The organism is Arcticibacter sp., from assembly GCF_045629565.1.
Taxonomy (GTDB): domain Bacteria; phylum Bacteroidota; class Bacteroidia; order Sphingobacteriales; family Sphingobacteriaceae; genus Arcticibacter.
Window position 1 is genome coordinate 1 of the sequence record NZ_JAZQRL010000001.1, and the last position, 14,299, is coordinate 14,299.

Consider the following 14,299-nt stretch of genomic DNA (forward strand, 5'->3'; position numbering starts at 1 on the left):
AGTTTTTAAGCAAAACAGTGCCGTCGGCTACTCACAGCATAGCCAGCTCCAAAATGTATTGCGATGTTAAATATTAGGAAAGATGTGGTTCTAGTACGGTCAGCGGATATTACGCACAGATGAGCGCAAGATCAATATCGAGTCCAGTAATATGATCTTTTCGGTATCATCCGCCATTGTTCTAAGACCCTTTTGGATTTGGTCAATCAACAAACTTGCCGCTAGGTTAGCAATCTGTTCGACAGATTGCTCAATTGAAGTGACCGGAGTCTCCAAAAAATCCAGATATGCCGAATTGTCTATTGACACAACCGACATCTCATCAGGTATTTTAATATTTGCTTCCTTTATAGCCTTTAGTATGCCCAGCAAGATTGTATCACTAAGAGCTATAATAGCTGTTGGCCTATCTTTTTTATTCACCAATAACTTCATTTCTAAATACCCCTTTTCTGATGTAAAGCTATTGCCACCAAGGTATTCATATGTTAAGCCGAATGTAGAGATCGCATCATGATATCCTTTGACCCTAAGCTGATTGGATATAACACTCTCATCACCTTGTATGCATGCAATCTTTTGATGGCCCATTTCAACAAGATATTCCATCAGCTTAAATGCCGATTTATAGTGATCCGTAGAGACAGAGAAGAAATCCATATCGGAAAAAAACCGGTCAATAAACACGGTCGGAATGTTGTTGCTGTTCAGGATTTCGTAATTGCTTTTTACCCCCATAGGAATGACGATAATTCCAACGAGATTTTGAGAAAGGAAAGCTTGTATAATTTTCTTCTCTTCCTTCTCGCTATTATCACAATCACTCATCATCACAACGAAGCCCTGAGCAAAAAACACCTGAGCTATTGTGCTTGCTACAGTAGAGAAAAACGGGTTATTTAAAGATGGTAAGACAAGTCCAATGGTATTACTTCTATTGGATCTTAGCGTCTTAGCCGCCATGTTCGGAATATAGCCAAGCTTGCTTGCCTCAGCTAAAACACGATCTCTTGTGTTTTTCGAGATCCGATATTTCTCATACGATCCGTTCAGCACACGAGAAACTGTGGTTAATGAAAAGTTGGTGTTTTTTGCAATGGTTTTAATGGTTACCTGATTTTCCATGAATAGTCAATTGCCAATTCCACATGGCTGATAAGTAATTTTAGGCTATAAAAACGCGAAAGGTACTAATAAGTAATTGAATGCAATCACTTATACAGATCAGCAAGCGGTAACCATCTGATAACTTTAGGGATATACTCGAATCAAGAAAGCTACTTATCTATGCTTCTTAAGCTTCCCATCCTTTCCTTCAATATATAAATATTCCGGATTTAACCCATCAAGCGCTATAACCCCTTGCAAAGAAGAAAACTTCGCGGGATCCTGCTTCCATGACCAGATTAATTTGCCCTTGGGTGTGAACTCGAGGAGCTGGTGACCGCTTTTGCCGAAATTAGGTCCATGCCCCTGCCAGTTGGCAACCAGATAGTTTCCGTTTTGTAAAACCTGGAAGCCTGAAAAGAAATGCGGATTTACTTCCTTTGAACCAGTGAAGATTGTACTGAGAGATCCGTCTTTATTTAGGACTTGAAAATTGACCGCATATCCTGAGCTAACAATAGTTTTATTCTTTTTCACGCGAACTGCCTGCCAGGAATTAATTTTCTTCGGTCCAGTCAAAGCGGCTTTCCAAATAACATTTCCGTCAGCATCAGATTCAAATACAACGGTATTAGCTGTAATTAAGTAAGTCCCCTTTGCTGTAGCCCTAACCAGTCGGACATAATCGTGTTCCGGGAAATTCAAAACCTTTCTCTTTGTTCCGTCCGAAGCAACTTCCATCAAAACAATACCCTTCTTATTTTCCCAATTCAATCCAACAAGTAACGTATTACCATTCTTTAATCGCCGTGCCATTACCGCGCCGGGATAATCAGAGACTTCTTTCAGCATCTTTCCTGAACGAATATCAAGCTCCTGGTATCCGGTACCAGTACTTACCAGCACGCTTCCATTTCCGACTAGCTGCAAATCACGACCTGCAGGTACTTTAACATACCAGTTGGCAGTCGAGTCATCGAGGTTTATAAAGCTGACCTGTGAGAGGCCTTCATCTCTAAGCAAAAAATTTCGATTGCCCCTGTACTCCTGGGCCAAAACAGAAGAATATACCAGGATTCCAATCAAACAAGTTAAAAGCTTTTTCATCTTTCAGTTTTAAAACTAGGCAAGCATATCGCCGATTTAGTGTTTTAAGGTCTCATACCTACAAACGATTGCCGAAAGATAATAACTGCGTAACAAACTTTCGATTAATCGACAGTTTTATTTCAATGATGACTGGTTCTGCAATCACAAATTGTGTATAATGAAGTTGCAAATGGAAATATTTGACAGGCTGAGTTTATTTCTTTTCCACCCTTTTCTTTAATTCTTCTAATGGCATATTCTGCATTCGGCCAATAGCCTCATTCCCCCGATAGGTAATCACTCTTAGCAATGTAGCATCTGAAGGCGGGATGAGCGGCTCGGTATATCTGGGATAATACCTATCCGGAAACGAATTATCGAAGCTATAATAAATCTCAAGGCCTTCTATCTCTGTACTGAGCTCTATCTTCAACTGCCCCTTCAAGGACAAGGAGGCCTTAAATACAGGATCGTACATGCTGCGGGCATATTTGGTTTCGGAGATGTCCAACCTCTCAAAATGTCTTTCGACACGTTTAATGAAGTCTGGCCAATTTTTTGCTCCCGTTGCAGACCAAAGAGATTCCGAAATAGCCATACCCCTTGGCCAGGTCATATATTCTGCATGTCTGATATTGTAAATCTGTTCTGTCCAGATATTAGCCTGTCCTCCCATGATCTGCGCCACATCTGCCCCTTCCGGATATGGCTCAAACTGGTAGGCCTTTTTCAGGCGAACTTCTTTATAAACTGGCGCTTCAGTTATCGCATCCGCCTGCATCAAATCCAGATACGTGTAATTAAAAGGCGTCATTACAACTTTGTGTTTTTTAAGAGAAGCTTCCACGCCTTTTTCTGGCTTTCGCCAAGCCATTACAGCGGCATCAGGTGAAAGCCCTCCAGTTAGAATTTCATCCCATCCCATAAACTTTTTACCATTCTTTTCCACCAGACCTTTCACCCTTGTACTAAAATAGCCTTGAACTGCATGCATATCCTTAAGGTTTTCCCTCTTCATCAGCGCTTTCACCGCTTCGCTTTTCTCCCAGTAATTGGTAGAAGTTTCGTCTCCTCCCATATGGATATAGGAAAAAGGAAAAAGTGGAGCAATCTCCTTGATAACATCATCCAGGAAATCATAAACACGTTCATTAGCAGGGCAAAGGTTGTTATCATATATCGCTTGTGGCAATTCTCCGCCTGCCGACCAATCCATTATTTTCTCTCCAGACCGCACCCTGTAGTTCACAGCTTCAGGTGTACATGATAATTCGGGATAAGCCGCTACAGCAGCAAGACTATGTCCCGGGACATCAATTTCCGGGAGAATGTCAACAAAATTCTCTCTTGCATATTGCACCATCTCCTTGATATCTTCCTGCGTATAAAAACCTCCATAGTCACTGGGATCGTCAGGGCGTGGTGGGGTAAAAGTACCAAAATTGCCGACTCTGTTTACACGCCAGGCTCCTATAGATGTTAACTTGGGATACTTTTTAATTTCAATCCGCCAGCCTTCATTATCTGTAAGGTGTAGATGCAGTAAGTTATACTTATAGATGACCATGTTGTCGATATATCGCTTCACTTCTTCTTTGGTAAAAAAATGTCGTGATACGTCAAGCATGAGCCCTCGCCAGGATAGTTTCGGATAATCTATAACTTCTGTGCAAGGTATCGACCAATTGGCATCCACGATTACCCCGCTTTCAATTTCCTTAGGTAGCAATTGCAATAAAGTTTGCACTCCATAAAATAATCCCGCAGCCCGGTTTGCCTTTATAGTCACACCCTTTTTAGTAACTAATAGCATATACCCTTCATCACCAATGTTAGGATCTGTTGTCTTCAGTAACTGAAGATTAATCGTATTTCCGGAAGATAGTTTTTTGGCAATACGGACATTCCTCCCTGTAGCCCGATGTATTCTTTTTCTTAAATAGGATAGTACATAATTTACTTTCTCCGTTTGCTCTGCATAAACAGCTATATCCCTGGGTAAAGTAAACTCGCCAGGCATGTCCTTTACCGATACGGGTTGGGGAATAATAGCAAGTCTACTTTCTGCTTTAGCTATCACTGGCCCAATTATAATAAAGACCACTAAGAGATTTTTAATCAAATCTCTGTTGACGGATTTACTGATTCGCGTTATTCCTGGCCCTAATGCATCTAACAAAGCTCTGTTCATTTCTGTAATTGAATACTATAAACGTGCTCTCACACGTTGCCACTGTGGGAAGTTATACAAATTGTGGTGTTGGCTGTGGTTCCAACGTTTTATAAATCTGAAAAAGAGCTCTGGGAACATGGAAGCAACCTTTCCATTTGCCCCCCTTCAAATTCAACAGTACCTCACCTCGCCTATTAAGGTAACCAAACCACTCTCCATATTCCTCATCTCTAAAATGTCCCCAAGTGTACTCGTGCAATTTTTCAAACCAGGCACCCGCTTCTTTTCTACCGGTCAACACATAGCCCTTAGCCATACAAACCAATGCCTCTACGTGCACCCACCAGAGCTTTTGGTCCCATTCCAGCTGTTGTGGCGGATAACCCTTGAAATCGAGGAAATAGAAAATTCCACCATGCTCCTTATCCCAACCATATTCTAATGCTTTTAAGGCAATATCCAAGGCTTTATTGATGAGGTTTTTATCATTCAGACGCACACCAAGATCCATCATAAACCACATTGCTTCTATGGTATGTCCAGGGTTAAGCAAGCGACCTTCAAAACTATCTGAAAATGAACCATCTATATTTACGTTCTCGAAAATAATGCCATGTTCCGGTTGATAGAAGACATTCATGACTTCGTCAATCACCTCTTGTATCAATTGATCGACAAGAGATTTATCAAGTAAATGCTCAATTTCTATGGAAAGGTTACTTAAAATCATAGGCAAAGAGAAGTTCCTATGGTCTCTTGTGCCGGGATATATTTTATTGTATTTGCCTTTAGTGTTATTCCTTCTTTTAAGGATGTTCTCAAAAGTCTGTTTAGCGATTGCTCCGTATTCTTCGTGTCCAGTTGCACTATATAGCGCGCCAAATCCCAAAGTTGCAAAACAATCGGAAAAGATATTATAGGGCTGGACCAGAGGTCTACCCTCTCTATTTAAAGAAAAATACCAGTTACCTTTCGCATCACGCCCATATTTTTTCATAAAGTCTGCACCATGAACGGCCATATCCAGCCATTCTTGTTTGGCCTGTAGCTTATCGTATAACGTAGCAAACATCCACACTTCTCTCCCTTGCAGCCACATAAATTTATCGGTATCAAAAACGTTTCCCTGGCGGTCCAGGCAAGAGAAATATCCTCCGTACTTTTCATCCTTCGAATGGTTCATCCAAAATGGGATGATATTATTTAATAGCTCTTCTTTATATACTCCACTGAAATTATTCATATTCTTCTCTCTCAAATAATCGATCCTTGTTGGTATTCCTGATACCTGTTGTATAGATGTCCGGCCTGTATATAAGCAGATTGCGGACTCATGAAATGCGAAAATTCGAAGGTAATCGCCTTGTCATAACCGGCATTAGCTGCAGCTTCCAGCTTTAAACGGAGTTTATCAAACTTTATAGGAAGAAATTTGATAGGCATATCGCGGTCAAATGACTCCACATTGGTCCAGCATTCCAGGCCGAAACGATCGGCCAGCTTTTTATTAACTTCGAAGAAAGCGGGCAACTCGTCATAATCAATATGTCCGTCCTGAAATGCTACAGCATCAATAGCACCCGAAATACCTTCAAAGATTTCTCCCCACTCCTCTTCATGCTCCTTAACTGAAATAGCGTCTTCTTTGCTTAGAGCGGCGGATGACGCCATTACTGCCTTTTTACCATCTATCCAAGGAGAGATTAATGTAGGTAAGCCATTGCTGATACCTTTGCACTGCATGCCCAGGGTCCTGAAGGCTTCGGTGGCTCCTTTTGTTTTTCTGCTGATTTCTGTACTTACATACCAACCGCCAAAACTTCTATAATGGCCATATTTTGCCCAAACCTCATCAACAACATATCGGTTAGCATCTATTTCATGTTGAAGGTTGCCCGTATCCCAATAGATACCGCTATCGTAAAGACCAAAGTAAAACTTCATACTGTATTTGTCAGCTAGCCTTAAAAACAGGTCAACTAAGTCGGTCGAGGGCCTGTAGCATCCATAATTTGCCATGAGATAATTTGATGGGTAGGTAATAAATTTTCTATATCCACTCCTGATCATGATTACGGTATCTATCCCGATATGCTTCATGTGCGCAAAATCCTGATCCCACTCTTTCTCGCCCCAATTTTGATGAGGAATATCATGCGATATCTCGTCTATAAATGTTCCTGTTATCTTCATCTGATATCTTTTAAATTTTTTTATTGTTCACATGACACTTCCTGGTTTTAAAATAATGATAGCTCATGCGCTTAGTAATTATTCTTAATACTTTGATTTATAAATACTTATTTTTCTTTAAAAAAGCCGCCCATTCTATATATGCCGCAGGCTTTAAATGCACCCCGTCCATGGTGAATTCTTTTTTCAAGACGCCTTTTTCGTCTTGAAATAAAGGACATATATCGATATAAGTAATCCGCTCTTCTTCCGCCAGGGCCTTCAATTTCTCATTCAGTTGGGGCACCAGCACATTTCTACCTTTCGTATAAGGTTCTGATGTCATAGACTCATTGATTGGCAATGCGCTTTCCAGATATATCCTGGTTCGTGGAGAGATCGCTTTAATTGTTCGTATAATGCGACGATAATTATTGATGCTGACTTCGTGGGGTAATTTTCTGAACTGGTCATTGATTCCGTCCATTAGGAAGATAGCTCTTGGCTTAGCCCTTAGCACCTCATCCATTCTTGCCAAAATACCGAAGGAGTTGTCGCCACCAATACCTCTGTTTACCACAGGATACTTGCAGTCAGCAAATAACTCTTGCCACTCGCCTCTCTCTGTTATGCTATTTCCCAGAAAAACGATAGCTTTTTTCACTGGTGGCATATGGTCAAAATACTCCAGTCGTTGCTGATAATACCAATTAGCGTAGCTGCTGTCTATCTTTTGACTTTGAGCTCTTGTGACTAATACAGATACGAGCAATATTGTTAGGGTAATGTTCAAACTCCTCATGCTCTTGCTATTTTAAAAAACCATTTTTGTTAAGATAGTCAGTCCATAAAATATAAGTAGCTTGCCGCAGATGCAAACCATCTATACACAACTCTTTCCTAAGGCTACCATTTTCATCAGCAAGTACCGGGTGAAGGTTCACATAAGCTGCGTCTTTTTCCTTGCACAACGCCTCCAGGTTCCGGTTTAGATCATTTATTTTACTGTTATTTATCTCTGCATACGCTACCGGCAGCATTTTCTCATTTACCGGCAGCAAACTTTGAATGTATAGTTGAGTCTTAGGCGAGGCAGCTCTTATCATCTGAATGATTTGGCTGAAATTTCCAAGGATGACCTCATTGGAAATTCCTCGCTTCATATCATTTATACCACATAACAGGAAAATCTTTGCTGGCTTTGAAGAAACGACTTCGTCCAGTCTCGCAATAATACCGTACGTAACATCACCACTTATCCCTCTGTTAACTACATTTTTATTCTTGATCATTTCCTGCCACTTACCGCCTTCGGTCAAACTGTTTCCCAGAAAAACAATCTCGTTTTTTCTGTCAGGCATCTTCCTGAAATAATCGAGCCGCAGCGAATACTGGTTTGTCAGATAACTGCTGTCTATAAGGTTCTGCCCCTTAGCATAAAATGAACATAGCATTGCTACATTCATTACTCCTATCAGTTTGTATAAAAACTTACTCATGTCATGTCATGTTATGTCACTTCCTCGTTCTCCTCCGGAGCTCTTAACGGAACGAGCCACGTTACTATAAAAGCAGGTATAGTTGCGATGAGTACCCAGATGAAAAACTCTTTATACCCCAGCATATCACTCAACAGCCCACTGATCATTGAAGGAAGCATAAAGCCAAGATTCATTAAACCACTACCAAATGCATAATGAGCCATTTTGTATTTCCCCGGAGCAATATTCTGCATCATAAACAAGATTAATCCGACAAACCCATATCCGTACCCCAAATATTCGATGGCAACTGCTGCTGCAATGATATACAGGTTGGTAGGCAAAGTGATGGCCAGAAATGCGTAAGCTGCAAATGGAAAGTTGAAGAAGGAACATAAAATCAAAAGGGTTCTTCTGGTTAACCCTTTATTGGAAACATAATAACCTGCCAGCAGTGATCCTAATACGAAAGCTATCGAACCAAAGACACCGTACAGCAATCCGATTTCAGATGTACTTAAACCCAGGCCTCCTTCAGCTCTCGTGGCTTTAAAGAACAAGGGAACTATTTTTATGGCCTGTCCTTCTGCAAAACGATAAAAAACAATGAAGCATAGACTATACCAAATATTCTTCTTCTGAAAAAAGGTAATAATCACATCTTTCAGCGTCGCAAACCCCTCCCGCACTGTCGATGTATCACTTGCTGAAGTCCCTGAAGGCAACGCCCGCATATTATACAAACCAAGCGTGACCATAATCAAACCGTATACAAACATGACGACCATCCACGCATTTGGAATACCTATTTCCTTTTCAAGCTGCCCGGCCAGGTAAACCAATACCCCCCCTGAAAACACTTTTGCTATATTATAAAATGCACCCTGCCAACCAACAAACTTTGCCTGTTGTTTCGGATTGAGTTCGTTGAGATAAACCCCATCAGCCGCGGTGTCGTGCGTTGCTCCACTGATAGCAATAATGGTCAGAATAGCTATAGAGAAACTAAAAAACTCATTTAACTGCAAAGTAAGAGCCAGAAGGCCGAATAATATGCCCGTAAAAATCTGAGTCGTAAATACAAAGAATTTCTTTGTTTTATACATTTCCAGGAATGGCCCCCATAAAGGCTTCAAGGTCCATGGCAGCATAATCAGCGACGTCCAAAAAGCTATTTGGGTATCAGATATACCCATGTTTTTATACATGATAGAACTTGCACCCGACAAGGCCACAAAGGGCAGGCCCATAGCAAACCATGTTGTCGGAATCCACAGGATAGGATTGAAGTGTTTTGTTTGAGTCACTTTTTAAATTTTAGTAGTTCGGTTTCCGGGGAAGAGATCTGTGGCTTAACGCACACTTAATCTTTCAACCCCTCTCTTATCGCATTCCACAATGGCTTTTTCAAGCGGTTAGCTTGCGGGGCATATACATGAATGATATCAAATAGCATCACACCTGCCGTTGAATTGTTCCTTAAATATTTAATCGTGTTTGTGACAGATTTTTCGTCAGGCCAGCTCAAATTTCCCATATCTAAACTACCATATAGAGGCATTTTATTACGGGTGACGTACTTTGCGCCTTTTAAAGAACCTTCTACACTCCACCAGTGATATTTCATTCCGGTAGTAGCTGGGTTATCATCGATATAAAGCTGGGTGAAATAATTTCCCGTCATTAAAAGATCAAGCTGTTCGGCATATCCTGTTTTTTCATAATCCGGATAAGCCCAGTCAAAACGAATTTCGCGATCGTTAAAGGGGTCATAGTCCTGGCTAGCCCAATTAACTCCTACCTGATAGTAAGTCGCATACCACGCACCTACATAAGTACCAAACTTCACATTGCTATTTACACTTTTTACGGCTGTCCTTGCCTTAGAGAAGAAGTCACGGATTACTGTAGAGCGATAGATCAACCACCGTTTGAAATATTTCCCGGTAGCGTTTGGAACAATTGCATCACCATTCTGCTTCCAGCTGCTAACAATGTCTGAGGGAAATTTCATGTTCTTTGCGTCATTGTCGTTATATTTTGTTTCCAGGAACTTAATAAAATCATTTTTGCTGTAATCGGAAAAGTCTGCGTAGGCATCCGCATATCGGGCATAGTCCATTAAAAAACCATCAGGATTATACTTGCTGACAATTTCTTTGATGATATTTATCGCCCGGTCCTGTACAGCCGGAATCGCCGGATTAACGAACCCGTTCCTATCCGTAGAGGTAATGGGGACACGGTTCCCGGCAATGTCACACACGATAGACTGGTATTGATCTTTAAACACGGGATCATCATATACCTTACCCTGGCGTCTTACCCGGTCTCCCTCTACAAAGGTCACCATAGAGCAAAAGACCTTCATTTTCCTTTTCTTTGCCTCTGCAATCATGAATCCGACGTAATCTACACCTGCTGGCAAATGTTTACCCTCCTTAACAAATGCGTTATCAGCATATTGACTATCATACATCGTGTGCCCGGAACTACCCTTCACGTCTAAAACAATACCCGTAATCCCTACCTGCTTCATCGTATCAAGCGTAGCTCGTATTTGCCCTGTATCAAGAAACCTACCGTAACTACCGAAAACATTAGACCTTGCATCTATCCATGCCACGGCCTCTTTCATCCTTAGAGTATCGTTGACTTCGGGTGTCGTTACTTCGGGCTCCGTTCCGTCAGGTGCTGAAGCTTTTTTACAGGAAGATAGTGTAAACAATCCTGCTGCTATCACGCTCAATGCTAAACCTAGTATTTTCATCTGTGTATCACCTTGATTTTTTGTCTGTCTGTCGTTGTCTGTTTTCATTTTAATCCGCTCAGACAGTGATGCGATAACCATGTAAGGCCATCGCAACACCACTGACCGGACTGAAGGCTACGGTGCGTACTTTGTAAACTCCTGAGCAAGTATCCCACCACCGGTTAAGAGCATGTAAACCTGCATTCTTTCTCTATCTGGAGAAAAGCCAATACATATGTCTGAGGTACTGTTTGGATTGCTTGACGTAGTAAAGTCTTCAGATTCATACATACTCAAAGTGGAATAACGTGAATCAGTAAAAGGCAATGTAATTTTCGCGGTTTCTGTCACGTCGAACACGCCAAGCCTTGCTCTAGTTACAGTGCTTGCCTGATATTTCACTAAAGCCATGAACTTTGCGTTATTGAACTCTGCAAAACCGATCCCCGTGCGGGATGTACCTACAACATTAGGGGTCAGAGAAAACCCTGCAATTTTTTGTTGTGTTCCGCCATTTACCAGGGCAACATCTCCTGCGTAATTAATAAAATAGTTCGCATTCGACTCACCCGATACGGGTTGTGCTTCAGGATAAAAACCCATGTGCCCGGTAGCTCCAATAACATTTTGATACTCCAAAAGCTCTGGTGTATTACTGATCAGATTTCCATTTTCAACTCTCCATCTGTAGATGGATTTTGAGTTACCGATCGTGGCCATAATGACAGCCTTAGAATTCAGATCACCATAAACATGAACTCTTCTGCCGATACCTCCATCTGAGGCAGACACTGAAGTGGACGTACTGTTAGTCCAGTCTACCAGCTTAACCGGGTTGGCATCCGTAGGACTCTTATATTTATACATTAAAAACCTGCCATTTCTAGCTGTATATGAACTACTCAACAGATTACCGACAGTATCATTAGCGATCATAAACGAATTCCCAACAATTGGATTTACCATATTTTGCACAAACGTTCCTGTTTGTCTGTTGTACACCCTGTAAACCGCAGGATTAGACCTGATAACCACCACCAGGTAATCTCCACTTAAAGCCATAGAAACATCCTGGCCCCCACCTTGACCTAAGTCTGCACTAGTCTTTGTCCAAAGCCTTCTGTTTATTCCTACTCCATATTCTAACTTACTAGGTTCCTGTGCTTTTAATGTATAGGTTTTGGAAACACCATCTATCCCTGTTACCCGAAAACTTCTATTCTGAGATAGATCAATGGGACTTTCATTCGCTATAGAGGCAGTGGAATGTTTGTTAATTTTATAGTTTAACACCGCACTTGAAATGTCGGTTCCCGGAACAACGAAGAAGATCACGTCGTTCCCATTAACGATAGCGTCAATTTCCTCAGTTCCAAAAGTTATTTTGGCAGATTTGATAGATAAATCTCCAACTTTCCTGGAAACAACAACATAATTATTGACCTCCCCGCTTCCTGATCTGATTGAGAGATCAAATGGTTTGCTTACATCCATAAAACCTCCTAATGCAGGGCTTACGGTAGCATCTGAAGGAACGGTAGATCTCAAAATAATTTTGGTCAGATCTGTTTCGATATCAGAGTCTACCGGGTAGAAATAAGGGATATCAAAATAGATGGTATCATTATTAGCACTGTATCTAGGTTCAAATAGCCTTTGACTTCCAGCCCCATCCTTGGTTGCATAAATATCTGCAAGCTCATTGTTCTGGTTCCGAACAATTTCTTCAGCTTGTTTGCAGCTTCCTAGCAAGAATGAAGCTGCGATAAGTGATAACATTATTTTTTTCATGTCAATATTTTTAACAACAGTGTATTACCAGCCTCTGATTTGTTCGAGTGCGTTGTTTCTGATATCCTCATCGAGAGGGATTGGCATGTAATACAAAGCCGGAGTGAACTGGCGATTTGCATTATCTACAGATATAGTCTCGTAAGTAAACGCTCCTCCGTTCCCCACAGGTCTGTGACCGGTAAATCTCACATTGTTCAATACGGTGTGAGCTTTTCTCCATCTTCTTAAATCCCAGTAACGATGCCCTTCGAACGCCAGTTCTATTTTTCTTTCATGTTCAATAGCCACCATTAAATCAGCCGCAGTTTGTGCCGGTGCATCTGGTAAACCGCGCTTATTTCTTAATGTATTTAAAGAAGTTTTTGCTCCACCCAAATCGCCTGTTTTTGTTTTCGCCTCAGCATCAATCAGCAAGATTTCAGCATAACGCATCTCGATCCAGCTCTGGGTGCTTTTGTTTACAATGATGTCGGTATTGGATTCGTCCAGGAACTTCTTAGTATAATATCCGCTTACTGTTCTCTTAGGATCAGATGTAGTACCATACTCAACTGTTCCTTCCAGAGGGTCAGACGTTGATGTATTAATAGTTCTCCCCTTCCATGCAGCTCCATTATAAAGAACAGAAGCGTAGAATCTTGGTTCGCGATTGGCATAAGGGTTAGCACTCATGGCAGGGTTCGACCAGGAAAAACTACTTCCATCTGCCATCTCAAATTCGTTTACCAACTCGGCCGTCGGCACCCCATATACAAGAGCCTGACCAGGAACATCGCGGGGAGGAACAAAACCTAAATCGTAAGTATGAGTAATTTGAGGTCTCATGTAGACCATTTTGAAAATCGCTTCCTTAGTATTCTTATTCGAAAATACGGAAGCGAAATTATCATCCAATGCATAATAGCCTTCTCCGGCGAGCTTAATGACCTCTCCGGATGCATTAGCTGCATTTTCATAATATGATCTGGCCTTAGCTTGTGGAATTCCCGTCAGTTCATCAGCATTGAATTGCTTTTTGTCATATTCAGCTATAGAAGCCGCGTATAACCATGTGCGGGCGAGCATTCCAAAAGCTGCCCCCTTGGTCGCCCTGCCCTCATTCGCCGCGTCCCATGCTTTTGGCAGATGCTCAGCTGCAAAAGCGAAATCAGCAGCGATGAAGTTATAACAATCATCTTCACTCGAACGGGGGTTATCTTTTTCCGAAGTTAATTTGTCCATTATAACAACACTTCCGTGCAATCTTACCAACCAGAAATAGACATAGCCTCTGATGTAACGGGCCTCTGCTTCATATTGTAATTTCTGCTGGTCTGTTAAAGGATTGGGCGACTCTTTAATACCTTTAATTAGCTCATTCAAACGAGATATACGATTATATCCTGAACTCCAGTAATTTAGTTGAGGACCTGCAGCATTAACCCTGGAAGCGTCGGTTGCCAGGATATTTACGGTACCATTCCCAGATGTGCTCGAAGTATACTTCATAATATCGGTCAGTGCATCAGTTGCATTTTCGTATCCGATAGGGAAAGCTCCAAATCTGAAAGTGTTAAACTCATTATACATTCCCAGCATATACTGCCGAATAGTTGACTCTTGTCTGTAAACCGATGATTCGGAATACTGGTTGGTTGGATCATTTTCTATACTGCAAGAGCTTATGATGACCGCTATTACCGTTACAAAAAAAGACTGTTTGATATATTCTATAAAACTTTTCATGACTCT

At 41.3% G+C, this 14,299-nt stretch carries 11 protein-coding genes; all 11 read right to left on the minus strand.

What is annotated here, in order from left to right; all coding sequences use genetic code 11:
- Positions 1 to 99 precede the first annotated feature (99 nt).
- The 11 genes from ACKI5J_RS00005 to ACKI5J_RS00055 all read right to left on the minus strand — a co-directional run bounded on the left by ACKI5J_RS00005 (position 100) and on the right by ACKI5J_RS00055 (position 14,293).
- Positions 100 to 1,125 carry a LacI family DNA-binding transcriptional regulator gene (locus ACKI5J_RS00005; RefSeq protein ID WP_407425246.1) on the minus strand — a complete coding sequence of 342 codons (1,026 nt, stop codon included), beginning with the start codon at positions 1,123 to 1,125 and terminating at the stop codon, positions 100 to 102.
- A gap of 156 nt (positions 1,126 to 1,281) precedes the next feature.
- A complete protein-coding gene (locus ACKI5J_RS00010) occupies positions 1,282 to 2,214 on the minus strand; it encodes a hypothetical protein (RefSeq protein WP_407425248.1) in 933 nt (310 codons plus the stop codon).
- Between the two features lie 196 nt (positions 2,215 to 2,410).
- Positions 2,411 to 4,276, minus strand: coding sequence for a beta-N-acetylhexosaminidase (locus ACKI5J_RS00015; RefSeq protein WP_407425250.1), 1,866 nt, complete (start codon positions 4,274 to 4,276; stop codon positions 2,411 to 2,413).
- Positions 4,277 to 4,439: 163 nt separating this feature from the next.
- Entirely contained in the window at positions 4,440 to 5,612 is a 1,173-nt protein-coding gene (locus tag ACKI5J_RS00020; protein WP_407425252.1) for an AGE family epimerase/isomerase, read from the minus strand.
- 11 nt (positions 5,613 to 5,623) lie between these two features.
- Positions 5,624 to 6,562 carry a DUF4434 domain-containing protein gene (locus ACKI5J_RS00025; RefSeq protein ID WP_407425254.1) on the minus strand — a complete coding sequence of 313 codons (939 nt, stop codon included), beginning with the start codon at positions 6,560 to 6,562 and terminating at the stop codon, positions 5,624 to 5,626.
- Between the two features lie 97 nt (positions 6,563 to 6,659).
- Positions 6,660 to 7,343, minus strand: coding sequence for a GDSL-type esterase/lipase family protein (locus tag ACKI5J_RS00030; protein ID WP_407425256.1), 684 nt, complete (start codon positions 7,341 to 7,343; stop codon positions 6,660 to 6,662).
- A 7-nt stretch (positions 7,344 to 7,350) separates the two neighbouring features.
- Positions 7,351 to 8,040: a GDSL-type esterase/lipase family protein gene (locus ACKI5J_RS00035; RefSeq protein ID WP_407425258.1), complete on the minus strand. Its 690-nt coding sequence runs from the start codon at positions 8,038 to 8,040 to the stop codon at positions 7,351 to 7,353.
- An 11-nt stretch (positions 8,041 to 8,051) separates the two neighbouring features.
- Entirely contained in the window at positions 8,052 to 9,329 is a 1,278-nt protein-coding gene (locus ACKI5J_RS00040) for an MFS transporter (protein WP_407425260.1), read from the minus strand.
- 56 nt (positions 9,330 to 9,385) lie between these two features.
- Positions 9,386 to 10,840 (minus strand): alpha amylase family protein, encoded by a 1,455-nt coding sequence (locus tag ACKI5J_RS00045; protein ID WP_407425262.1) that lies wholly within the window; start codon positions 10,838 to 10,840, stop codon positions 9,386 to 9,388.
- A 69-nt stretch (positions 10,841 to 10,909) separates the two neighbouring features.
- Entirely contained in the window at positions 10,910 to 12,565 is a 1,656-nt protein-coding gene (locus tag ACKI5J_RS00050) for a DUF5018 domain-containing protein (protein ID WP_407425264.1), read from the minus strand.
- Between the two features lie 24 nt (positions 12,566 to 12,589).
- Positions 12,590 to 14,293 carry a RagB/SusD family nutrient uptake outer membrane protein gene (locus ACKI5J_RS00055; protein ID WP_407425266.1) on the minus strand — a complete coding sequence of 568 codons (1,704 nt, stop codon included), beginning with the start codon at positions 14,291 to 14,293 and terminating at the stop codon, positions 12,590 to 12,592.
- Between the last annotated feature and the right edge of the window lie 6 nt (positions 14,294 to 14,299).